Source organism: Paenibacillus sp. FSL W8-0439 (assembly GCF_038008995.1).
GTDB lineage: Bacteria > Bacillota > Bacilli > Paenibacillales > Paenibacillaceae > Paenibacillus > Paenibacillus polymyxa.
This window is the reverse complement of sequence record NZ_JBBPAK010000001.1, coordinates 1-24,899: the sequence shown is the minus strand read 5'-3', so window position 1 is coordinate 24,899 and position 24,899 is coordinate 1. Positions and strand designations below refer to the sequence as shown.

Annotated in this window: 18 protein-coding genes and 3 rRNA genes; 2 read left to right on the top strand and 19 right to left on the bottom strand. The window is 46.8% G+C overall.

The genetic code is table 11. The features are described from left to right. Positions 1 to 19: 19 nt before the first annotated feature. The 7 genes from MKX36_RS00105 to MKX36_RS00075 form a co-directional block, all read right to left on the bottom strand. Positions 20 to 820, bottom strand: coding sequence for a PSP1 domain-containing protein (locus MKX36_RS00105; RefSeq protein WP_013368662.1), 801 nt, complete (start codon positions 818 to 820; stop codon positions 20 to 22). 138 nt (positions 821 to 958) lie between these two features. Next, complete coding sequence (gene holB, locus MKX36_RS00100; protein WP_016818930.1) at positions 959 to 1,954, bottom strand: DNA polymerase III subunit delta'; 996 nt, start codon at positions 1,952 to 1,954, stop codon at positions 959 to 961. A gap of 248 nt (positions 1,955 to 2,202) precedes the next feature. Continuing rightward, the gene (locus tag MKX36_RS00095; protein ID WP_013368659.1) at positions 2,203 to 2,646 is read right to left on the bottom strand and encodes a YaaR family protein; all 444 of its coding nucleotides are present in this window, start codon (positions 2,644 to 2,646) and stop codon (positions 2,203 to 2,205) included. Between the two features lie 197 nt (positions 2,647 to 2,843). Beyond that, positions 2,844 to 3,173, bottom strand: coding sequence for a cyclic-di-AMP receptor (locus tag MKX36_RS00090; RefSeq protein ID WP_007427998.1), 330 nt, complete (start codon positions 3,171 to 3,173; stop codon positions 2,844 to 2,846). A gap of 74 nt (positions 3,174 to 3,247) precedes the next feature. After that, positions 3,248 to 3,895: a dTMP kinase gene (gene tmk, locus MKX36_RS00085; RefSeq protein WP_019685730.1), complete on the bottom strand. Its 648-nt coding sequence runs from the start codon at positions 3,893 to 3,895 to the stop codon at positions 3,248 to 3,250. A 103-nt stretch (positions 3,896 to 3,998) separates the two neighbouring features. Beyond that, positions 3,999 to 5,582, bottom strand: coding sequence for an aminotransferase class I/II-fold pyridoxal phosphate-dependent enzyme (locus MKX36_RS00080; RefSeq protein WP_107735135.1), 1,584 nt, complete (start codon positions 5,580 to 5,582; stop codon positions 3,999 to 4,001). Between the two features lie 144 nt (positions 5,583 to 5,726). After that, positions 5,727 to 5,912 (bottom strand): sigma factor G inhibitor Gin, encoded by a 186-nt coding sequence (locus MKX36_RS00075; protein WP_016818933.1) that lies wholly within the window; start codon positions 5,910 to 5,912, stop codon positions 5,727 to 5,729. 400 nt (positions 5,913 to 6,312) lie between these two features. On the opposite strand from MKX36_RS00075, the gene MKX36_RS00070 reads away from it, so the two are divergent. Then, positions 6,313 to 6,840 (top strand): hypothetical protein, encoded by a 528-nt coding sequence (locus MKX36_RS00070; RefSeq protein ID WP_016818935.1) that lies wholly within the window; start codon positions 6,313 to 6,315, stop codon positions 6,838 to 6,840. 371 nt (positions 6,841 to 7,211) lie between these two features. Here MKX36_RS00070 and MKX36_RS00065 read toward each other — a convergent pair whose 3' ends face one another. The 6 genes from MKX36_RS00065 to gyrA form a co-directional block, all read right to left on the bottom strand. Continuing rightward, positions 7,212 to 7,631: a hypothetical protein gene (locus tag MKX36_RS00065; RefSeq protein ID WP_013368653.1), complete on the bottom strand. Its 420-nt coding sequence runs from the start codon at positions 7,629 to 7,631 to the stop codon at positions 7,212 to 7,214. 235 nt (positions 7,632 to 7,866) lie between these two features. Beyond that, a 5S ribosomal RNA gene (gene rrf, locus MKX36_RS00060) occupies positions 7,867 to 7,983 on the bottom strand. Between the two features lie 151 nt (positions 7,984 to 8,134). Beyond that, positions 8,135 to 11,059: ribosomal RNA gene (locus MKX36_RS00055) — 23S ribosomal RNA — on the bottom strand. Between the two features lie 357 nt (positions 11,060 to 11,416). Continuing rightward, positions 11,417 to 12,970 (bottom strand): 16S ribosomal RNA (locus tag MKX36_RS00050). The 16S, 23S and 5S rRNA genes sit together here, the layout of an rRNA operon. A gap of 322 nt (positions 12,971 to 13,292) precedes the next feature. Beyond that, complete coding sequence (locus MKX36_RS00045; RefSeq protein ID WP_031462543.1) at positions 13,293 to 14,381, bottom strand: HD-GYP domain-containing protein; 1,089 nt, start codon at positions 14,379 to 14,381, stop codon at positions 13,293 to 13,295. Between the two features lie 206 nt (positions 14,382 to 14,587). Beyond that, on the bottom strand, positions 14,588 to 17,152 hold the full coding sequence (gyrA, locus tag MKX36_RS00040; protein ID WP_016822436.1) for a DNA gyrase subunit A: 2,565 nt from the start codon (positions 17,150 to 17,152) through the stop codon (positions 14,588 to 14,590). A 466-nt stretch (positions 17,153 to 17,618) separates the two neighbouring features. Here gyrA and MKX36_RS00035 point away from each other — a divergent pair, with 466 nt between their 5' ends. After that, positions 17,619 to 18,446, top strand: a complete 828-nt coding sequence (locus tag MKX36_RS00035; protein WP_016822437.1) for a YheC/YheD family protein — start codon at positions 17,619 to 17,621, stop codon at positions 18,444 to 18,446. 141 nt (positions 18,447 to 18,587) lie between these two features. Here the strand turns inward: MKX36_RS00035 and gyrB are convergent, their stop codons facing one another. From gyrB to dnaA, 6 genes are all read right to left on the bottom strand, one after another. Further along, positions 18,588 to 20,498 carry a DNA topoisomerase (ATP-hydrolyzing) subunit B gene (gene gyrB / locus MKX36_RS00030; protein WP_016822438.1) on the bottom strand — a complete coding sequence of 637 codons (1,911 nt, stop codon included), beginning with the start codon at positions 20,496 to 20,498 and terminating at the stop codon, positions 18,588 to 18,590. A 31-nt stretch (positions 20,499 to 20,529) separates the two neighbouring features. Next, a complete protein-coding gene (gene remB / locus MKX36_RS00025) occupies positions 20,530 to 20,781 on the bottom strand; it encodes an extracellular matrix regulator RemB (RefSeq protein ID WP_007433255.1) in 252 nt (83 codons plus the stop codon). Positions 20,782 to 20,797: 16 nt separating this feature from the next. Then, on the bottom strand, positions 20,798 to 21,913 hold the full coding sequence (gene recF / locus MKX36_RS00020) for a DNA replication/repair protein RecF (protein WP_016822439.1): 1,116 nt from the start codon (positions 21,911 to 21,913) through the stop codon (positions 20,798 to 20,800). A 54-nt stretch (positions 21,914 to 21,967) separates the two neighbouring features. Continuing rightward, positions 21,968 to 22,186, bottom strand: a complete 219-nt coding sequence (yaaA, locus tag MKX36_RS00015) for a S4 domain-containing protein YaaA (RefSeq protein WP_016822440.1) — start codon at positions 22,184 to 22,186, stop codon at positions 21,968 to 21,970. Between the two features lie 37 nt (positions 22,187 to 22,223). Next, complete coding sequence (dnaN, locus tag MKX36_RS00010) at positions 22,224 to 23,366, bottom strand: DNA polymerase III subunit beta (protein WP_016822441.1); 1,143 nt, start codon at positions 23,364 to 23,366, stop codon at positions 22,224 to 22,226. Positions 23,367 to 23,552: 186 nt separating this feature from the next. Beyond that, positions 23,553 to 24,899 carry a chromosomal replication initiator protein DnaA gene (dnaA, locus tag MKX36_RS00005; RefSeq protein ID WP_013368644.1) on the bottom strand — a complete coding sequence of 449 codons (1,347 nt, stop codon included), beginning with the start codon at positions 24,897 to 24,899 and terminating at the stop codon, positions 23,553 to 23,555.

Sequence of the window (24,899 nt, the reverse complement as noted above, 5' to 3'; positions counted from 1 at the left end):
CCCGAAGCAACCTAATGGTTTACTTGACGACTACATCGTCCATTGGAAGTTCCTTGACCTTACTGATCTCAAACAGTTGAACATGTACCGTACGATGGCCTGCATTGACACCTACCACTTTTCCTTCTCCCAGAGAGGTGATAACCATCTTACCTACCTGAGGCAGCTCTTCCCGCATGCTCTCGTAGTTATCATGTTCAAATTTGAGACAGCACATCAATCTTCCGCACAACCCGGAAATTTTCGTCGGATTCAGCGACAAGCTCTGATCCTTCGCCATCTTAATAGATACCGGGTCAAAATCCCCCAGCCATGAGGAACAACACAGAATACGTCCGCAAGGTCCGATTCCACCAAGCATTTTAGCCTCATCCCGTACTCCGATCTGCCGCAGCTCAATTCGTGTACGAAAAATGCTGGCCAAATCCTTTACAAGCTCTCGAAAATCAACCCGACCCTCAGCCGTAAAATAAAAAATGATCTTATTGCGGTCAAATGTAAATTCCACATCTACCAGCTTCATTTTAAGGTTATGGTCTTTAATTTTATTTAAACACGTACCGAATGCATCCTTGGCCGCCAATTTATTCTCTTCTACAACAAGAGCGTCATCATCTCCGGCAATACGAATGACTTTTTTTAAGGGTAGGACAACATCCGAATCATTTACTTCTTTTTTGCCCACCACAACCTTGCCATATTCAATACCGCGAGCGGTCTCTACTATGACGCAGTTTTCTTTCTCCACTGGAAGGTCCAGCGGATCAAAATAATAAGTCTTGCCCGCCTTCTTGAAACGGACACCCACTACACTATACAAAAATTAACCCCCTTGTATGCCACTAAACCTCATTTGTAGCCGACATTGTAAGAATGGCCGCAATTGAAGTCTCACTGTCGCACAAACCGGGAACCTGGCGTCGCGGATTGTGCAGAGTGGAACAAGCGCGCCTTCCTGTTAGCCGGTGATAGAACCGCTTGTATCGGACAACCCAATCAGAAGCTGCTCCACGCATAATTGTCCGTTGACGTGAAAACGGAGCTTCTTCCTGCAATTCGCGGCCAAATCCATATAAGAGACCCATTGTTCCGTGCTGCGGGTGATTGCCAATTTGGAGACGGACTCCAAATGATCTATGAAAACAATGCTTTCGTGCCTTCCGTAACGGAAATGAAGCATATCTTTAAACCACAAATGAAACAGATGAAACAGAATATCCAGGTGTTCAGAAAGTCCAGTTTTAAAAATCTTCTGTTGAGCCAGAATAATCGACGAACTCCCCCGGCTCATGGACTCCTTCACTAATTGTAACACTACGTTTCTAATTTCTGCAAACCAATTCTGCTGGAGAATTTCTCTACATGATTCCAGTCCTGAAGCCATATGAACCACTGACCGGACAAGTCCTGCCGTATAGCCTTCCCCAATTAACACCTGCATCATCATTTCCGGCTGTAAAGCGTGGAAAGGCACCTGCTGTGTCCGCGATTGAATCGTAGGCAACAACGCCTGTCCATTCTCTGAAATGAGTATACCGACCACGGGAATCTGAGGCTCCTCCAAAAACTTAAGCAAGCTGTTAGCAGCTTGCACTGTCATGGTATCCGCCTGTCGAATGATATATACCTTCGGGTTGGAGCTTTCAGATTTGTATGAAAATATTCGTTGAAGCCCGCGAATCTGATCAATTTTAACCGTTGCTCCATCAGGCTCCACAATGTGCAAGTCCGGGTGATTCCCGTGCTCTACCTTGCGGCATGACAAGCACTCGCCACATGCATCATCCGTCTGTTTTTCACAGAATAAAGCCTTGGCAAAGGTCTGTGCCATGTTCATCTGTCCGCTTCCCTGCGGTCCGCTAAAAACATAAGCATGGCTGACTGTGTGATTCCGCAATGCACTTTGCAGCATTTTTTTGGCTACATCCTGCCCCAATATATGTTGGAAAGACATATTTCCTCACTTTCTCCACTGAAAACAACGATGAATCATCAGCAAATCATTGTTTTCCCGGGCGAGTTTGTTGATGTTGTGATGCTCTCACCCTCAAATCATGGTTCTTCAGTATAGCTGTGCCGCTATTCGCATATTACGTTTGCCCACATGTACATAGTCAAAAATAATCTGCCAGCATGATCAGCAAGCAGATTATTTCTTCGTGGCAACAGCCCGTCTGTATTCATTTATAACATAAGACTGCATTAAAATGAGAGATTAATCAGCAAGCCTCTAATCTCACCGACTCCTTGCAAAAGCTCAATCTTCCCTTGCTCGGTATCGAGCAGCTCATCTGCCATTTTGAGCAATAGCTCATCCACTTCATCAATCAGCTTATAACGCTTGCTGCGTCCCCGACGATCCCATCCCTTTGTATCCTTCATAGACACGCCCCGCCGAACCGTATCTTCCAAAAACCGTTTAACCAGCATCTTATAAGCCTTCAACTCACGAATCGTCATTGAGCGAGCAAGACGATCTCCCTGCATTTGAATTTCCTTAAAGCGCCGGTTCAATTCCTCCTTCGAAGCCTGCTCCCCATTTTGCTGCATAACATCGGAGAAGCTTTTCGGCTGAATTGGCTTGGCACTCGTTTCATTTGTAGACAATGTACTGTGTAAAGGGCGGTAGCCCGGATTTATTTTCATATAAACCTGCTTTCTCCCCGGATGCTTTCCTTTGCCTCAACGAACAGTTCAATAGAGAACTCGGGAGTCTCTTCGGCTTTCCGGGGGCTGCGCTGTAGCGCTGCCGTTTTAGTGGATCTGCTTCTCATTCTCATCGTATGAGCGAGAAACAGGCATTTCCACTATCATATCGGCAAAATAGGTTCTATTGTGTAGATTCAGAAATGCTCGAAACGGTCTACAGGCATCACGAAAACTGTCGCTCCACCCACCTGCACTTCAACAGGCAACGGCAGATAAGAGTCCGTCGTCCCACTCATAGGGGTGACGGGTGTGACCAGCTGTTCACGTACCTTGCAACTGCTGCGAATGACATTCATCAACGAGTCTACCTGATTGTCATCGACACCAATCATAAATGTCGTATTACCTGCACGCAGAAATCCCCCTGTGCTGGCCAATTTGGTAGCACGGAAATTAGCTTTCACCAGTCCGCTGGATAATCTATTACTGTCCTTATCCTGTACAATCGCAATAATCAGCTTCATCCTGTATTCCTCCTTCAAGTCATATTAGAGACAGCCTTGTCCCTAGCTCAATTTTACCGTATATCCTTCGACAATTATACGCTAAAATTCTGAATAAACCGCTTTTTCAGCAAATCCTTCAATACTTGCTCTACCTGTTCAGGTGCGGGAGAGGCATCCACAATCGTAATTCGTTCCGGAAATTCGCGAGCTAGCTCCAGATAAGCCTCTCGCACCTTATGGTGAAACGATATGCTCTCCATATCTAGGCGATCCATTTCCTCTCCTCGTGACGCATTGATTCTTGCCAATCCCAACTCGGGCTCAATATCCAGATAGAACGTGGCATCCGGCTCCCAATCATCCACCGCAAAGCGATTAATCGAAGCTACCTCTTCAATGCCAATGCCTCTTGCAAACCCTTGATAGACCAGGCTACTGTCCACAAAACGGTCACACAATACGATAGCTCCTTGCTCAATAGCCGGCTTTACCTTCTCCACCAAATGCTGGCGCCGCGCCGCCGCATATAAAAGCGCCTCTGTTCGGGCATCCATACTGGTATGAGCAGGGTCCAGAATGATAGAACGAATCTTTTCAGAAATTTCAATGCCGCCCGGTTCCCTCGTCGTGACGACTGGATAGCCTTCTTCCTCTATATACTTCGCCAGTCGTTGGATCATGGTTGTTTTACCGGAGCCGTCTCCCCCCTCCAGCGTAATAAAAATGCCTTTGCGATTCATGTTATTCCCTGCTTTCCTGCCTGAAAAATAAAAGTCATCCACAGGCTGCGTATGCTTCTTTTATCCAGTCTTCTGTATTTGTTAATTCTCTAGTATCTAATCTTTATTGTAAACGGAATACCCGAATCGTAAGCATACTTTCATCTGCTATCCCTTGCCATTTAGCTCCTAGCTCACGTAGACGAATCATCCGTAGAGCAATCACTTCTGTGATCATTTCCCCTGCATATAGCAGCGGGATACCTGGAGGATACGGGATAATCATTTCAGCAGCTATCCTGCCAGCTGATTCCTCCACAGGCACGATCTCCATCTGATCTGGATTAATCGGTTGAAGCCCAAACTGCACCGGACTGGAGTAAGCCTTCATTCCCTCATTGTTCCACGTGGAAAAATCCAATTCTAGTCTCTGCTGCTCTATCCCCGCTAACTCCGGCTTATCAGTCGTCCACTTAAACCTTATATCATTATTTATATGCACAAGAGCCTGCAACAGGTGACTCGCATCCCTAGCTGTAGAGCCTAACGTAAACAATAAAACCACATGTTTCTCGTCGCTCATCTCTGGGATACAACTGTAAGTCTCCAGCTCACGTTTTAATCCAAAGCCATCTAATACACCCCATGTATCATATAGCACCATTTTAAAAGGATCCTGAGTTGAGTACCCATCACTTCTCTTCTCGGCCCTTTCCAGAGCCTCAGAGATCCCCTTCTGAGCGCCACACTGTTCACTTGCCTGCTGTGTAGGTTCTACCAAGCGAAAGCGTGGGAGCTGCGCCAGCCCCTTTCTAAAAGCGTCTGCTGCTGCTAGGCCCTCTGTAAAGGCATCCGTGCCATAAGCATCGATATACCATCTTGCCAAATCGAGCGAGGCCATTAATGGATACGAAGGGCTGGAGCTTTGCACCATAGCCAACCGCTGACGGAGCAGCTCCCGATGAATTCTCTGTCCTTGCACATGTAACATGGCTCCCATGGTCATAGCTGGAAGCATCTTATGTGTCGATTGGACAACTATATCAGCACCACAGGAAAGAGCAGAGACTGGCAAACGAGGATGCAGTCCATAATGAGCACCATGTGCCTCATCTACCATCAACGGCACATCGGCTGCATGACAAACTTTAGCTGTAGCAGTCAGATCATGCCCCATCCCATAATAGTTAGGGAGCGTAAGTAATACTCCTTTAGCCAATGGATAGGCCTTGAGAGCAGCCTTTATCGTGTCTGTCGATGGAGCAACCGCCAGCCCGCTTAGTGTATCTATTTCCGGATCTAGAAATACGGCCTTGGCTCCCGATAACATGAGACCGTTCAGAACAGATTTGTGTACATTCCTCTGTACCAGTAGTACATCTCCCGGCTTCGTACATACGGTCAAAATCATGGCCAAATTACCGACCGTGCTGCCTCCAATAAGCCAAAAGCTCTCTTCTGCACCAAAGCACTTCGCAGCCAGCTCCTGACCTTCACGAATCACGTCTTCTGGGTGATGCAAATCATCCAGTCCGGTAATTTCAGTCGCATCAATAGACATCACCTCTTGCAACAGAGATGCCATTTCTTCATACCTATAGACTTGCCCGTTTTTATGACCGGGTACATGAAAAGAAGCGTTTCCCTGAGACCTGTAACGTATTAGAGCTTCCACTAATGGTGCATGAACCGCCTTTTTCCCCATCATTCTGCAATCCTTCCAAACAAAGCTTTATATCTACCCTATTTTATCGTAAAATCAAGCGGAATCCTACTTTTACTCACAGAAAAAAAGGCCCGTATCGACAGACCTTGGAATGCCCATCCTTCAAACGCTAGCTAGCGAAGGATATTATGCATTTTTCTGAACCCAAATTTGCTTTAGTTGATCAATAAAAAAATGATATTTGGCGTCAGTTGCATCCGTGTGCACCATTTCGGCTTCACACGCATCACAGATAAACTCGGAAACGATAAAAATGCCTTCATGTTTGTGTTGTCCGCATATGATGCAGCGGTGGTCACCTTGATCATGCATATCCATCCCACCTTGTTTCTTTTACTATTAGTATGGGTCACTTTCTAGTATTTTAAACCTTTTCATAGCCCAATTCGACGATATACTCTATATATATTCCCCTTGGGCTATTATGGTGTTTGTACCCCGTATGTTTAAAAAAACAGCCGCATATGCCGATATAATAAGAAAAGCTTCTATGTATGGATGCCCTTTCATTGGAGCCTTTGCACACTTCATCAGTGAGAGCTTTTCCTGTAATTATAGAATAGGTTAGCTAACGCTAGATGTCCTTGCTCTATACTATTACAAAAAAATAATTGATGCTTATTAAAGCCGCATGAGCGAAGTACCGTCCCTTTTTCCGGCTGTGGACGGGAAGCCACTTGTGATGCAGTAGATTAATGAAAGGACTGTTCGCATGACAGAGGAAACCGGAACCAAAGCTACCTACTATCACTACAAGCTCATCAAAAAAATCAATATACCACGTCAGCTGATATGGAGTCACCTCACACTGCCTGTTATTATGCTTCTCTTTCTGCTTCTAGCCTTCTCCTGGACTAGTGTATTTTTGTTTGCTCTTGCCCTTTTCCTAACCTTATGGGTACACTTCGTAATCTCGCGATCTGTCCTATACATAGGTGGTGGGACAGCCTTCCGCAAACGCTGGGCGTTCCATCGCAGGTTGCCTTGGCTAGGCTATATGACAGACCAATACATAGGCTATAGGATTTTTCGTCGTGTGCACATACATACACTCTGGATTGGTATCTGCTTTTCAGCCGTATTCATTCTCTGGTCTCCGCCAGCCTTTACCGTATCCTTACTCTTCTGGCACCTATGGCTCATTGCACCGCGTTTATACGTCTTGAGTCGGCTTATAGGCGAAAGAAAAGACGGCATGTTGAAGTTCACCGATGAAGAAGCCTCCTACTATCAACAGTAAATCAATTCACTTCCCATCTGTACAGATCGAAACTTCAATTAATACATCCCCAACGCTCCAGCCTTAAAACAATAAAAAAGAGCAACCCGGGTCGGGTTGCTCCTTTTTTATAATTTAGCAATTATATTCCCTTAGTTCTCTCATTAAATAACTTTACCCACATAGGATTTACCCACATTATCTATGTCATAAAAGTAGTAAACCGATCTATACACAAATATACAAAAGGAAGTCACTTTCTACACAACGGCAGTTTCAAGTGCTTCCCCATCTTATCATTCATCATTATACGCACAGCAACCAATACGCTATGAGTTAATTATGACCTTACAATACATCCTTTGTTGCATACTTGAGTGAAAATCGCACTCTTAATTAAGGTCTACACTTTTACTCTTCACAGTAGCTTTTCTGTCTTTTGGAACCAATACGGTAAAAGAACCATCATGCACAGACAAATGCACCATGTGTTTATTTTTCTGGAACACCTTTTGATTCGAGGTAGATAAATTCGGTTCCTCAGTCCAGCCCCAGGCTGCAATCTCCTCCAGATAAGGAGCAGGTAGGCTATCGCTTTCCTTCAACGCTGGCAGTGCATAGCGTACATAGTCCATGTCCGAATTGCTGCTGGCCCGATCGGTTTTACTAGCTTCTTTGGGAACTGGAAACGTCTTCTCGTTAGCAGCACCCTCAAACGATGTCCAAGAAGGCTCCTCTTCCACGCACCCGGTAAGAATCGCGACAGCGACACTGAATAGCACCAATAGAGCAAGCCATTTATTTCGCCGCATGATCTTCCCTCCTTACCAGCCTGATTGACTATACAAAATCCTATAATGGAGTTTGCATAATTCTGCAATATAGCAGCGTATGTGTATGGGATTCAATACCTATATTATACAGGGTTTGCTCTTACATTCCGTAACAAAAATGTTACCTTCCTTTTGTAAGGATATTTCTAAATTACATCTATATGCGAAAAAGAGGACCATAATCTCAATAAGATCATGGTCCTCTTTACTTGTTGCTTGGCAACGTCCTACTCTCCCAGGACCCTGCGGTCCAAGTACCATCGGCGCTGGAGGGCTTAACGGTCGTGTTCGGGATGGGTACGTGTGGAACCCCTCCGCTATCGCCACCAAACATGAATTTGCCTCGCAAATTCTTCCGTAAGGTTATTCGGTTCATCACGGATCGTGTGAATGAATAGCTATACGCTTGTTGTATGTACTTCTACATACCTTCAAGGTTACACCTTGAAAACTGGATCCGAAACTTCATTGCGTTTTATCTTTAGGATAAGCCCTCGACCGATTAGTATTGGTCAGCTCCATGCATTACTGCACTTCCACCCCCAACCTATCTACCTCGTCGTCTTCAAGGGGTCTTACATACTGGGAAATCTCATCTTGAGGGGGGCTTCACGCTTAGATGCTTTCAGCGCTTATCCCTTCCGTACATAGCTACCCAGCGGTGCTCCTGGCGGAACAACTGGTACACCAGCGGTACGTCCATCCCGGTCCTCTCGTACTAAGGACAGCTCCTCTCAAATTTCCTACGCCCACGACAGATAGGGACCGAACTGTCTCACGACGTTCTGAACCCAGCTCGCGTACCGCTTTAATGGGCGAACAGCCCAACCCTTGGGACCTACTTCAGCCCCAGGATGCGATGAGCCGACATCGAGGTGCCAAACCTCCCCGTCGATGTGGACTCTTGGGGGAGATAAGCCTGTTATCCCCAGGGTAGCTTTTATCCGTTGAGCGATGGCCCTTCCATGCGGTACCACCGGATCACTAAGCCCGACTTTCGTCCCTGCTCGACTTGTAGGTCTCGCAGTCAAGCTCCCTTCTGCCTTTGCACTCTTCGAATGATTTCCAACCATTCTGAGGGAACCTTGGGGCGCCTCCGTTACTCTTTAGGAGGCGACCGCCCCAGTCAAACTGCCCACCTGACACTGTCCTCGTACCGGATCACGGTACCAAGTTAGAACCTAGATACGATCAGGGTGGTATCCCAAGGATGCCTCCCCTCAAGCTGGCGCTCAAGGTTCAACGGCTCCCACCTATCCTGTACAGATCGTACCCAAATTCAATATCAAGCTGCAGTAAAGCTCCATGGGGTCTTTCCGTCTTGTCGCGGGTAACCTGCATCTTCACAGGTATTAAAATTTCACCGGATCTCTCGTTGAGACAGCGCCCAAGTCGTTACGCCATTCGTGCGGGTCAGAATTTACCTGACAAGGAATTTCGCTACCTTAGGACCGTTATAGTTACGGCCGCCGTTTACTGGGGCTTCGGTTCATAGCTTCGCCCGAAGGCTTACCACTCCCCTTAACCTTCCAGCACCGGGCAGGCGTCAGCCCGTATACTTCGCCTTGCGGCTTCGCACAGACCTGTGTTTTTGCTAAACAGTCGCTTGGGCCTTTTCACTGCGGCCCCCTCGGGCTATTCACCCTACCGAGGCACCCCTTCTCCCGAAGTTACGGGGTCATTTTGCCGAGTTCCTTAACGAGAGTTCTTCCGCGCGCCTTAGAATTCTCTTCTCGCCTACCTGTGTCGGTTTGCGGTACGGGCACCTTCTCCTGGCTAGAGGCTTTTCTTGGCAGTCTGAGATCATGACCTTCGCTACTATAATTTTCGCTCCCCATCACAGCCCAGCCTTACGATGTGCGGATTTGCCTACACATCAGCCTCACTGCTTAGACGGACATCCATCAGTCCGCGTCACTACCCTACTGCGTCACCCCATCGCTCATCACGGATTACGGTGGTACAGGAATTTCGACCTGTTGTCCTTCGACTACGCCTATCGGCCTCGCCTTAGGTCCCGACTTACCCTGAGCGGACGAACCTTCCTCAGGAACCCTTAGGCTTTCGGCGGATCTGATTCTCACAGATCTTTTCGTTACTCATACCGGCATTCTCACTTGAATGCAGTCCAGCGCTCCTTCCGGTACACCTTCAACCCGCATTCAACGCTCCCCTACCCCTGATGCAAGCATCAAGCCATAGCTTCGGTGGTGTGTTTAGCCCCGTTACATTTTCGGCGCAGAGTCACTCGACCAGTGAGCTATTACGCACTCTTTCAATGGTGGCTGCTTCTAAGCCAACATCCTGGTTGTCTGTGCAACTCCACATCCTTTCCCACTTAACACACACTTGGGGACCTTAGCTGATGGTCTGGGCTGTTTCCCTTTCGACAATGGATCTTAGCACTCACTGTCTGACTCCCGGAACTAAATCTATGGCATTCGGAGTTTGACTGAGCTTGGTAACCCTTGCGGGCCCCGCACCCAATCAGTGCTCTACCTCCACGATTCTTTTTTCCGAGGCTAGCCCTAAAGCTATTTCGGGGAGAACCAGCTATCTCCGGGTTCGATTGGAATTTCTCCGCTACCCCCACCTCATCCCCGCATTTTTCAACATGCGTGGGTTCGGGCCTCCAGTGCGTGTTACCGCACCTTCACCCTGGACAGGGGTAGATCACCCGGTTTCGGGTCTACGTCCACGTACTCATTTGCCCTATTCAGACTCGCTTTCGCTGCGGCTTCAGCTCTTCACCTTAACCTTGCACGGGAACGTAACTCGCCGGTTCATTCTACAAAAGGCACGCCATCACCCATAGATCGGGCTCTGACTTCTTGTAAGCACACGGTTTCAGGATCTATTTCACTCCCCTTCCGGGGTGCTTTTCACCTTTCCCTCACGGTACTGCTTCACTATCGGTCGCCAGGGAGTATTTAGCCTTGGCAGATGGTCCTGCCGGATTCATACGGGGTTTCACGTGCCCCGCACTACTCGGGATCCGTCTCGGAGGGAACGGGTTTTGAACTACAGGGCTTTTACCTTCTCTGGCGGGCCTTTCCAGACCTCTTCATCTAACCGGTTCCTTTGTAACTCCATGTGAGACGTCCCACAACCCCAAGGAGCAAGCTCCTTGGTTTGGGCTAATCCGCGTTCGCTCGCCGCTACTGACGGAATCACTATTGTTTTCTCTTCCTCAGGGTACTTAGATGTTTCAGTTCCCCTGGTCTGCCTCTCACTCACCTATGAATTCAGTGAGTAGTGACTGTCGATGAAGACAGCCGGGTTTCCCCATTCGGACATCCCCGGATCAAAGCTTGCTTACAGCTCCCCGAGGCCTTATCGTTGTTCGCCACGTCCTTCGTCGGCTCCTGGCGCCTAGGCATCCTCCGTGTGCTCTTTGTAGCTTAACCTAGACTTTTCTTTCATAAAAAGAAAATGTCGATATCTGCTACCTTTATTTCACTTGTTTACACAAGATCAGCTTAAAGGAATATTCTAAAACGCAATTTCGTTTCGGTATCCAGTTTTCAAGGTGCAATTCGCTTCATCGAAGCGAAGCCCGATGAATATTTCGGTTCCACACGATGTGTGAATGAAACATTCGTCGAAACTTGAGAGTTTGAACTCTCAAAACTGAGCAACGAGTGAGTAAGTTCAGGATATCCATTTCATTCACACGAACGTGATGAACCGAATTGAATATCCGGTCGCAGGTACATGTACCTGCTGATTTGAACGTTTCCATTGCAGGAAACGATTCTCCATAGAAAGGAGGTGATCCAGCCGCACCTTCCGATACGGCTACCTTGTTACGACTTCACCCCAATCATCTACCCCACCTTCGGCGGCTGGCCCCTTGCGGTTACCTCACCGACTTCGGGTGTTGTAAACTCTCGTGGTGTGACGGGCGGTGTGTACAAGACCCGGGAACGTATTCACCGCGGCATGCTGATCCGCGATTACTAGCAATTCCGACTTCATGTAGGCGAGTTGCAGCCTACAATCCGAACTGAGACCGGCTTTTCTAGGATTGGCTCCACCTCGCGGCTTCGCTTCCCGTTGTACCGGCCATTGTAGTACGTGTGTAGCCCAGGTCATAAGGGGCATGATGATTTGACGTCATCCCCACCTTCCTCCGGTTTGTCACCGGCAGTCTGCTTAGAGTGCCCAGCTTGACCTGCTGGCAACTAAGCATAAGGGTTGCGCTCGTTGCGGGACTTAACCCAACATCTCACGACACGAGCTGACGACAACCATGCACCACCTGTCTCCTCTGTCCCGAAGGAAAGATCTATCTCTAGACCGGTCAAAGGGATGTCAAGACCTGGTAAGGTTCTTCGCGTTGCTTCGAATTAAACCACATACTCCACTGCTTGTGCGGGTCCCCGTCAATTCCTTTGAGTTTCAGTCTTGCGACCGTACTCCCCAGGCGGAATGCTTAATGTGTTAACTTCGGCACCAAGGGTATCGAAACCCCTAACACCTAGCATTCATCGTTTACGGCGTGGACTACCAGGGTATCTAATCCTGTTTGCTCCCCACGCTTTCGCGCCTCAGCGTCAGTTACAGCCCAGAGAGTCGCCTTCGCCACTGGTGTTCCTCCACATCTCTACGCATTTCACCGCTACACGTGGAATTCCACTCTCCTCTTCTGCACTCAAGCTCCCCAGTTTCCAGTGCGACCCGAAGTTGAGCCTCGGGATTAAACACCAGACTTAAAGAGCCGCCTGCGCGCGCTTTACGCCCAATAATTCCGGACAACGCTTGCCCCCTACGTATTACCGCGGCTGCTGGCACGTAGTTAGCCGGGGCTTTCTTCTCAGGTACCGTCACCTCAAGAGCAGTTACTCTCTCAAGCGTTCTTCCCTGGCAACAGAGCTTTACGATCCGAAAACCTTCATCACTCACGCGGCGTTGCTCCGTCAGGCTTTCGCCCATTGCGGAAGATTCCCTACTGCTGCCTCCCGTAGGAGTCTGGGCCGTGTCTCAGTCCCAGTGTGGCCGATCACCCTCTCAGGTCGGCTACGCATCGTCGCCTTGGTAGGCCTTTACCCCACCAACTAGCTAATGCGCCGCAGGCCCATCCACAAGTGACAGATTGCTCCGCCTTTCCTCCTTCTCCCATGCAGGAAAAGGATGTATCGGGTATTAGCTACCGTTTCCGGTAGTTATCCCTGTCTTGTGGGCAGGTTGCCTACGTGTTACTCACCCGTCCGCCGCTAGGTTAGTTAGAAGCAAGCTTCTAACTAACCCCGCTCGACTTGCATGTATTAGGCACGCCGCCAGCGTTCGTCCTGAGCCAGGATCAAACTCTCCATTAAAGACCAACCGAAGTTGGTTATAGAAAGAGCGATTAGCTCATTTTGAAACTGACGAGATAAAATATCTCATTGTTTGATTTTGCGAACAAAATCATTTTACTCACTCGTTGTTCAGTTTTCAAAGATCAAACATTCATTGTTTGCCTTAGAGTAACTCTCGTTCCCCTCAGCAACTTTTATAGTATATCATGCTATTCAGGTTTGTGTCAACACTTTTTTTAAAAGTGTTTTTCGCTTCTTTATTTCAACACTTGAAGCGACAAGAAAGAATATATCATATCTTCACTATATTGCGCAACTATTTTTTTTTGAAAAGACCCAGTTAAGTAACAATACACTCGATATAAAGCTCTCTTTGAAGCATAAGGTTAATGATCTCCCCCTCTACTTGAATCAACGGACGAGTCGGGTGATCTCGATCAGCAAAAATAATTTCCCCTGTACGGTTATCATTCAGACGCACCTTGGTTCCATTATTAAATTGGGTTAACTTTTGTATGAAGACTTGCACGACACTTGGGTCCAGCTTTCCAAATGATTCTGATTTAATTTGCTCTAGAACCAGATAAGGCGATTGGGCAGGTCGGTATGTTTTTTCTAGAGTCATGGCATGGAATACATCAGCCACCCCTACGATTTTAGCGTATATATGGATTTGCTCTCCCTTAAGGCGCAATGGATATCCAGTACCGTCCACTTTCTCATGATGCTGAAGAGCTGCCAAACGTACACCTTCGTTAATAGCCTTCACATTTTTAAGCAATTGGTATCCTAGTGATGTATGGAGGCGTACTTCTTCTTGCTCTTCTCGTGTTAGTTGGGAGGGCTTGTACAGAATGGACGGGTCCATCTTAGCATTCCCTATATCATGAAGCAATCCGGCAAAAGCCACCTGCATCCAATCCTTTTGAGGCAACCCAATCCATTGTGCAATGGAGTAAGAGGTAAGGGAGGTTAGCACGGCATTGTGAAAAATATAGTCCACTTCGATCATAGCAGGCGGAGTATAGGTCATTACATTATAGCGTTGGATATGTGCCAGCAAGGACTCCAGTTGTCCGCGTAACTCATATATAGATAAATTAGAGACAAGTACGGATTGAAACGCATTCTTAACAAGCATCACCATTTTGTCATACTCATCCTGGAATTGTTCGGCTTCATCTCGCCCATCTAACGAAACTCCCTGCGATTCAGCTGTCCCAGATCGAACAGTGGCAGGCTCGCTACTGGATTTTGCAATATCATCCGTCCCTACCTCTACTTGTTGAATCAGGAACGCCTCTAAAATCTCTAAGTCACGTGGTAGCAAAATACGACCTTTCGGTAGCAGCAAGCTGCCCATTTCAGTAAAAACGTCGCTTTGCAATTTAAGTCCTGCTTTTAATTCGGATACGGGTACAGTTGTCATGGTCAACCTCTCTGTTCTCACAACAGCTGCTCCAGCTGCCAGTTATGATGTCATTATATTACTTGGAAATGATCCTGTACATTCATTTTATGCCATTTAAAACGTGCTAGTCTGAATTGGTCAACCTGAACAAGAAAAAAAGACTCTCTTGACCAAATAGCCAGAGAGTCTCTTCAATCTAAATGTGTTGCTTCTATATTCAGGGCTTATTCGTCCCCAGAAGATTCTGAACCGTTACCTTCCGTATCTTCTGCATTCGCTCCAAGAGTTGGTTCAGCAGATGACAGAGTTGGCTCCTCACCAGTTCCTCCATCCTCTAATAAATCCTCAAGCAGTTCATCTTGCTCCTCATTCTTGTTCGCCCGACAAACCGTTGCAACCGAATCATCATCGCGAATATTAATCAATCTTACCCCTTGCGTATTCCGACCCATCGTGGAGATTTCCCCCATGCTAGTCCGGATCAAGGTGCCACTAGCTGTAATAATCATCAAGTCCTCTTCCGCTTTTACTACCTTGAGGCCGACCACTGGACCATTTTTATCGGTAACGTTAATCGTCTTGATCCCCTTGCCTCCACGGCTCTGGATACGATAATCCACAGCAGGGGTACGTTTGCCATAACCCTTGGCCGTTACGATCAGAATATCCAGGTCGGTATTGACGATATCCATGCCGATTACAGCATCGCTTTCGTCAAGACTAATCCCTTTAACTCCTGTAGCGCTACGCCCCATAGATCGTACGTCACTTTCAGGGAAACGGATAGACATACCTTGTGCTGTACCGATAATCATTTCCTGCTGTCCATCAGTCAGCTTCACTTCGATCAGGGCGTCATCTTCACGCAAGTTAATGGCAATTAGGCCGCCTTTGCGGATATTCGCATAGTCATCAAGAGGTGTTTTCTTAATAATCCCATGTTGGGTCGCAAAGAATAGATAACTATCCTCCACAAATTCCTCAATTGGAATTACTGCATTGATCGACTCACCCTGCTCAATCTGAATCAGGTTAATAATCGGTGTCCCCCGAGCTGTCCGGCTTAAATCCGGAATCTCATAGGCCTTAATCCGGTATACCTTGCCCTTGTCCGTAAAGAATAACAAATGATGATGTGAATTCGTAATGAACAGATGCTCTACGAAGTCCTCATCTTTGGTATCCATACCTACTACACCACGACCACCGCGTTTTTGACTACGATACGTAGTAACAGGGAGGCGTTTGATATATCCAGTATGGGTTACAGTAATAATAACGTCTTCACGCGGAATGAGATCCTCATCCAGAATACTTTCTTCACCCACTGTAATTTCAGTGCGACGTTCATCGGCGAAGCGTCCTTTCAACTCATTCAGCTCTTCGCTAATGATGTTGAGTACCAGATGCTCATTCGCCAAAATTTCGCGGTATTCCATTATCTTTTGAATTAGCTCGTTATATTCGTTCTCGATCTTCTCACGTTCCAAACCGGTTAAGCGTTGCAGACGCATATCGAGAATAGCCTGAGCCTGCTCAAGAGTCAGTGAGAAACGCTCAATCAGTCCTTCACGGGCTGCTTCTGCAGTTTGGGAAGAACGAATCAAGGAAATAACTTCGTCCAGATGGTCAAGAGCAATACGCAAGCCTTCCAGAATATGTGCTCTAGCTTCGGCTTTTTTCAGATCAAATTCTGTCCGACGACGAATAACCTCAACCTGATGCTTGAGATAATAATACAAGACATCTTTCAGGTTCAAAATCTTCGGCTCATTGTTTACAATCGCAAGCATATTGATACCGAAATTGGACTGCATGGCCGTATGTTTAAACAAATTATTCAGAACGACGTTCGGGTTCACATCTCTACGCAACTCGATCACAATACGCATACCCGTACGGTCGGATTCATCGCGAAGATCCGTAATGCCCTCAATACGCTTGTCACGTACTAGTTCAGCAATTTTCTCGACCAGACGAGCCTTATTCACTTGGTAAGGCAGCTCATGCACGATAATCCGTGCTTTATTGCCAATTTCCTCTATGGTGGTCTTCGCACGCATAGTCACAGATCCGCGGCCAGTCTGGTACGCCTGACGAATGCCTGAGCGACCTAAGATATAACCTGCTGTCGGGAAATCGGGCCCTTGAATGTAATCCATAAGTTCCATCGGCGTAATGTCAGGGTTTTCGATCAGTGCTTGTACACCATCGATAACCTCTCCCAAGTTATGCGGAGGAATGTTGGTTGCCATACCAACTGCAATCCCGCCGACACCGTTAACCAGCAAGTTAGGATAACGTGCAGGCAATACGACAGGCTCGTTCTCTTCACCATCGTAGTTAGGCATAAAATCAACGGTCTCTTTGTTCAAATCACGGAGCATTTCCATGGCAATCTTGGACAGCCGTGCTTCAGTGTAACGCATTGCTGCTGCCATATCTCCATCCACGGAGCCAAAGTTACCGTGTCCATCCACCAACATATAACGCAAGGAAAAATCCTGCGCCATCCGCACCATCGTATCATATACAGCCGTATCACCATGAGGGTGATACTTACCGATAACTTCACCGACGATTCTTGCCGATTTTTTATAAGGCTTATCTGGCGACATGCCTAGCTCGGACATCGCGTACAGAATACGACGGTGTACCGGCTTCAGTCCGTCCCGCACATCAGGCAAGGCACGGCTAACAATAATACTCATGGCATAATCCATAAAGGATTCGCGCATTTCCACTCCGATATCCCTATTGATGATTTGCGAGTTATTTTGATCCGCCATGCTGGTCCTCCTTCTCATCCTTCAATACAGCGCTCTCTATGTGAAAAGCCTAACAAGACACTGCCTATATACTCCGCTCCTTGCGCAGGATTTTGGCTGAAATCCTCATCTGTATAATTATATTACTTTCACAAAAAGAGCACAATTAAACGCATTTGTCCTCTTTACAGCGTAAAACCCTCGTCATTCCCCTTCTGCCTGTAGCAGATTGCTATTTTCTTGTACAACTTACAAGCCCTGATTATAACAAATTCCCCTGAACTGGGGATTAGCCCCCACCCTAAGGGCCTTTTCCACATACAATACGTATACGGTCAGGGTTCTACTTAGCAAAATTCCGAAAAACGCCGTATTTCTCTATTATATCATTGTTTTACGCGCTTGTCCTTTAGTTTCCCTTGTTTTGTTAAAGGGTGTGAATTCCAGGTACATGACTCATAATTCGAAAAGAAAGGGATGAGAATACTTGTCTATTCAGCGAGTATCCAGTAAGTGGGCCAAAACAAATGCCATTCTTCCCCATCCGACATTGGCCGCTTATATACCGGAAACACGTTTGTACACGTTTGAGCATCTGAATGAAATGTTGGCGGTGTATGGAACTGTCTATATTAAGCCGGATAATGGTACCTACGGCAAAGGGGTTATGCGTGCAGAAAGGCAGACAGAGCAGCTTCCGCCGACAGAAGAAGGAATCATCGAGGAGAGAACTTGGTATGTACTTCGCTATGAAGTAGATATCCTCACCTTTGAAAGCCTGGATGAGCTGCATAGGGTGGTTTCTTCTCGTATAAAGAAACGTCCATATCTGATACAGCGCGGAATTCCTCTTCTTCAGCATGAAGCCCGTCCCTTCGATCTGAGGGTATTGACCCAGATGAACTTGAGACATCACTGGGAAACAACGCTTATTGTAGGACGTGTAGCTGCTCCTGACAAAGTCGTCACCAATCATCACAGCGGTGGGACAACGCGTTTTTTCAATGAACTGGTGGCTCCATATATGGATGTAAAGGAAGCCGTACGACTGGAGCAAAAATTATCGAAAATGGGAGAGCGAGTAGCCTGGCAGCTACAAAAAAGATACCCTCGTTTAAGGGAAATCGGGTTAGATGTGGGATTGGACCAGCAAAACTATCCATGGATTTTGGAGGTCAATACAAGACCAGCCATCAAAGTGTTCGCTTCCCTCCCAAATAAAAGCCTCTATCATAAAATATTCAGATATGCAGTAGGCTACGGCCGGTATACGGCATCCACAGGTAAACCTGTACGCTCTAAGAAAAAGGCCTAAAACATTGAAATTAAATATTCAAATCCATCCGGGCTGGTTAATGACAAGAAAAGGGACGCCCATTTGGGCGCCCCTTGTACACTCTTGCTTATACAACCCTAATGAACAGATAACATAGCCATCAGGATGGAATAACACACATTAGAAATCTAGGTTTTTCACGTACTTCGCATGTTCTTGGATAAAGTCACGGCGAGGCTCTACATTGTCACCCATTAAGGTATTGAACAGTGTATCAGCCAGCATCGCGTCACTGACAGTTACCTGCAGCATTGTACGGCTCTCTGGGTCCATCGTGGTTTCCCAAAGTTGGGTCGCATTCATCTCACCCAAACCTTTATAGCGCTGTACATTGTACTTCGCATTTTCTCCAAATTCCTTGATGATCTCGTCACGTTCCGCTTCAGAGTTCGCATAACGCACAACTTTGTTACGCTCAACTTTGAATAGTGGTGGCTGAGCAATGTATATATAGCCTGCATCAATGATTTTGCGCATGTAGCGATAGAAGAATGTCAGCAACAATGTGCGAATATGAGCACCATCGACATCGGCATCTGTCATGATAATAACCTTGTGGTAACGGGCTTTGCTGATGTCAAAATCATCTCCAATCCCTGTACCCATTGCTGTTACCATTGACCGTATTTCATCACTGGACAAAATACGGTCCAAGCGTGCCTTTTCCACATTCAGGATCTTACCGCGAATTGGCAAAATCGCTTGAAAGTGACGATCACGCCCCTGCTTGGCCGATCCCCCTGCTGAGTCACCTTCGACGATGTACAGTTCACTGATCGAAGCATCCTTAGAGGAGCAATCCGCCAGCTTACCTGGGAGCGAACTGATTTCCAGCGCACTTTTGCGACGTGTAAGTTCACGCGCTTTGCGTGCTGCTTCCCGGGCACGAGCTGCTTGTAACGATTTATCAACTACACGGCGGGAGACGGACGGGTTCTCCTCCAGAAATTCCTGAAGTTTCTCTGCGAACAGGGACTCGACAATTCCTCGAACTTCACTGTTGCCAAGCTTTGTTTTAGTCTGACCCTCAAACTGTGGTTCAGGAATTTTGACGGAGATAATCGCTGTCAAACCTTCGCGTACATCGTCACCAGTCAAATTGGCATTGTTGTCCTTAATTAAGCCATTTTTGCGTGCATAATCGTTAATAATCCGGGTTAATGCACTCTTGAAACCTGATTCATGAGTTCCGCCCTCATGAGTATTGATATTGTTGGCGAAAGAATAAATATTCTCGGTATAGCTGTCGTTATATTGCAATGCAACTTCGACTTGAATCATGTCACGAGAGCCTTCGACATAAATCGGCTGTTCATGCAGGGCTTCTCTTTTTTGATTCAGAAACTGCACATACTCACTGATTCCACCCTCATAGTGGAATGTATCGCTGGCGCCTGTCCGTTCATCGGTCAAGCTAATTGCAATGCCTTTGTTCAAGAAAGCCAGCTCACGAATCCGCGTCTGCAGCGTATCATAGTCATATACGGTCGTTTCGGTAAAGATTTGTTCGTCTGGATAGAAGGTCGTTTGGGTACCTGTCTCTTCAGTGTCACCGATGACTCTGACATCATACTGTGGAGCACCACGATGGTATTCCTGCTCATATACATGTCCATCCCGTTTAACATGAACAATCATTTTGCTGGAGAGCGCGTTCACCACGGATACACCAACCCCGTGCAGACCACCAGACACCTTGTACCCTCCGCCTCCGAATTTACCACCTGCGTGAAGTACGGTCATTACGACTTCCAGCGCTGATTTTTTCATTTTGGCGTGTTCACTTACCGGAATACCGCGGCCGTTATCTGTAACGGTAATGCTATTATCTTTGTGAACGACAACTTGAATGCTGTTACAATAACCCGCCAGCGCTTCGTCAATACTGTTGTCCACAACTTCCCAGACCAGATGATGGAGCCCCTTGGCGCTCGTGGAGCCAATATACATCCCGGGACGTTTCCGAACCGCTTCCAGGCCTTCGAGGACCTGAATCTCGCCCGCATCATAAGACGGTTGATTCATAGACATGCCTTTCACCTACTTCTATAGATTTCTATGGTTAAGCATTGGCAACAAACTGGTTTGCCCGCTTTTTGAGTGTTGTTGAGGAGATGGGGGAATAATACACCGTATTCTGAGTCACTACGATGGACTTGGCTTCCTCTTCGCCAATCATCTCGACATGCTTTTGCTGTTGGGCGTGGTTCACGTATTGTTTGGAGATTTTAGAGGATTTTTCAATCGAGATATCGAAAATAGCCACAAGCTCGGACGAGCGGATGATCTTTTCTCCACCCAGATGAATATACATAGCAGTCACTCACTCCTTAGTGTTCCACATGCCCGTCGTGGACGTGATAAATATGGGCACCCTTAAGTCGTTCTGCGTTCAACGTCTCAATCCCGGTTGCCGTGATAAAGGTCTGTACCTTGCTTTGGAAAGTCTCGATCAGTTGAGTCTGACGATAGGGGTCCAGCTCAGACAATACATCATCCAGTAGCAGGATAGGATACTCCCCAATTTCCTCATGAATTAATTCTATTTCGGCCAGCTTCAAAGACAGGGCCGTCGTCCGCTGCTGCCCCTGAGAGCCATACGTATGCACTTCTCTGCCGTTAATGGCAAAGGCCAAATCATCACGATGGGGTCCCGCCAAAGTCATGCCACGGCGGATTTCCTGTTCCCTCATTTGGGATAACTTTATCATAAATCGCTCCAATAAGACAGCTTCATCTTCTTCCTCTGGCTCACCGAAGGAGGGAACATAGGTTAATTTTAACTCTTCTGTCCCCCCTGCAATCCCTTCATGAATGGCTTGGGCCCACTTTTGTAGCTTTGTTATAAATTGTTTCCGCTTTTTTACAATTTTAACACCATGCTCAACAAGTTGCTCATTCCATACCTCCAGCATCAGCTGCACGGACGCCATATCTTTACCCCAAGCTTGCTTGAGCAGATTATTTCGCTGAACCAGCACTTTCTGATATTGCTGCAAATGATACAAATATCCTGGCGCAACCTGTCCGATTTCCATGTCAAGAAACCGGCGGCGAACCCCCGGTGTTCCTTTGACAATTTCCAGATCTTCGGGCGCAAACATGACCACGTTTAACGAACCGATAAAATCGCTCAGCTTTCGCTGCTCTAGCCCGTTGATCTTTGCTTTTTTGCCTTGTGTGGATAACGAGAGATCCAATCTGATTTTCCCGTATTTTTTATCCACATCGGCAGCTAGATGGGTGGAAGTAGCCCCGAAAGAAATTAATTCCTTATCGCGGGACGTTCGGTGACTTTTAGTTAAAGCCAATACAAAAATCGCCTCAACCAGATTCGTTTTGCCTTGCGCATTTTGTCCGATCAGCAAATTAACGGGCCCGAATTCATTCAGCTCCAGCTGTTGATAGTTCCGGTACTGCTGCAAAACAATGTTGTTCACAAACACATAGGGTCCCCCTTGTTATTCCGCACCTAAAAGGAGTCCTTGCCGTTCAGGCGATCATGCTCCTGCCGTAACCTCGAAACGTCCAATGTCCTCTACTTCTACGGTATCGCCTGGGTACAATTTTCTCCCCCGACGTTCTTCTGGCTCACCATTAACGCGGACTTGTCCCTCCTGCAGCAGGGCTTTAGCCATGCCTCCTGTGGATACACAATCGGCTAATTTCAAAAATTGATCGAGCTTGATGTATTCGGTCTGTATAGATATTGGTTTCAAGGCCTGTTCATCCTTTCGCTTGTTCGGGTGGGTGACGCTAGTTGGTTGTGCGATATGGCAGGATGATGTACAGCGCATTGCTGGAATCTGCCGGTTTTAAAATAATGGGGCTCATAATGCCAGTAAAAGCAATCGTCAGCTGCTCGCTGTCAATCACCTTCAGCACGTCGAGCATATATTTGGAGTTGAACGAGATTTTGAGTGGCTCTCCCTCAAATTTAGACACATTTACTTCCTCACGCACTTTACCAAGCTCAGATGAGCTGGAGGAAATCTCTAGATCACCGTTTTCCAACGATTGCATTTTTACAATATTCGTTTTTTCCTCACGGGACAACAAATAAGCACGGTCAATAGACTCGCTCAAACTTTTTGTGTCCACAACCAGTTCTGTTTTGTAGGAAGTCGGAATAATTCTAGAAGTATCAGGATAGGTGCCGTCCAAGATGCGGGAATAAAATAACACGCGATCCACCTTAAATAATACCTGATTGTCCGCTACGACGATATCCACAAGCATATTTTGATCCGGAATAATTCTGCTCAGCTCATTGAGCGTTTTACCTGCAATGACAACATTGCTAAAACGCAAGCCTTCAGAGGTCTCCAAATGAGCGCTGCGGGTGGCAAGGCGGTGGCGGTCCGTGGCGACAAATTTCAATTCACCCTCAGCCAGATTCCACAATACACCCGTCAAAATAGGTGTCGTTTCATGGGTAGAGATGGAGAATACCGTCTGTTTAATCATATTTTTAAGCAAATCACCTGGCACAGAGATGACTTGATTTTCTTCAATGTTGGGCAGCACCGGGAATTCCTCAGGGTCCAAACCAACGATTTGAATTTCAGTAGCACCGGATGAGATAAAGGTTTGGAATTGGTCTTTTACCTCCATGCGGATCTCCTGAGACGGCAACTTTTTAATAATTTCGACAAAGAATTTAGCGGGCAGCACTACACTGCCAGGTTGTTCGATCTGAACGACAGTTTGGTCACCATCCTCCATCGGAATAAAGGATTGAATAGAGATGTCTGTATCGCTGGCGGTCAGTGTGACTCCCTGGTGATTCACATCCAGCTTAATACCACTCAGAATTGGAATGGTGGTCCGACTGGATATCGCTTTGGATACATGTTGTATAGCCTCGTTCAAAACGTTTTTCAGAATGCTAATCTTCATAAGTTCCTCCTACGGGTTTTAATCCTGCAAGCACGCGTTGACGCGGGCCTTATATAGGTGATGTATATCTTTAAAATATATTAGTAATAGTAATAGGCGCACTGAATATGTGGATAACTATCTGTAACCCTAATAAAATCAAGCCTATCCACATGTGTATAAATTGTGTATAGGCTCTGAACTTGTTCAGGTTGGATTTTTGATTTTTTCTATTAGGTTGTTGATAACTTTAAATAGATCCTGATCCACTTGAATGGATTTGGAGATTTTTTCGTGAGCATGAATGACAGTCGTGTGATCACGTCCACCAAAAGCTTCGCCGATTTTCGGCAAGGAATAGTCGGTTAGCTCACGGGAAAGATACATGGCAATCTGCCGTGGAAAAGCTACAGCCTTCGTCCGCTTACGCGCTTTAAAATCCTCTAGCCGTAGATTATAAAATTCCCCGACTTGATGCTGTATATCCTGAATCGTGATCATTTTTGGACGGCTGGATGGGATAATATCCTTTAACGCCTCAGCCGCGAGATGGCTTGATACATCCTGATTGGTTAAGGAAGAATAAGCGACAACGCGAATGAGCGCCCCCTCCAGCTCACGGATGTTTGTATCAATTTGATTTGCAATATACATCATGGCCTCATTAGGAATATCCAGGTTTTCTGCCCGCGCCTTTTTCCGAAGAATAGCAATTCTCGTCTCCAAATCCGGCGGTTGAATATCCGTAATAAGTCCCCACTCGAAGCGAGAGCGTAGCCGTTCTTCCAGCGTTGGAATTTCTTTAGGCGGTCGATCGCTTGAGATTATAATCTGCTTGCGTTCCTCATGAAGCGCGTTGAACGTATGGAAAAATTCCTCTTGCGTCGATTCCTTGCCCGCAATGAATTGAATATCATCAATGAGCAAAATATCAATGTTGCGATATTTATTCCGGAAACTCTCTCCGCGGTTGTCCCTGATGGCATTAATGAACTCGTTCGTAAACTTCTCCGACGATAAATAAACGACCTTGCTGGTCGGATTATGCTCCAAAATATAGTGACCGATAGCATGCATCAGATGCGTTTTCCCCAGACCTACACCACCGTATAGAAACAGCGGATTGTAAGCTTTGGCCGGCGCCTCGGCGACGGCCAGCGATGCCGCGTGGGCAAAACGGTTCCCCGATCCAATGACAAATGTATCGAATGTATATTTGGGATTCAGCATATGGGATACAGCTTCTTCTTGAACGACCGGCTGCTGCTGAGGTTGTTGCTGAAGGTCGACCTCGGCGGGCTTGTTCTCTTCAATAACGAACTTGACCTCTAAATGTTTGCCCAAAATCTCATAAACCGTTGCTCCGACTAACTTGGTATAGCGGCTTTCAAGCCATTCCACGGCAAAAGTTGTCGGTGCAGAAATCACAATGGAGTGGTCATTTAGTTTCGCTGCCTTGGTAGCCTTAAACCAAGTGTCGTAACTCGGCTTACTCAGCTTGGTTTGTATGATGGATAGAATTTGCTGCCATAGTTCAGAGGTATGGCTGTCCAC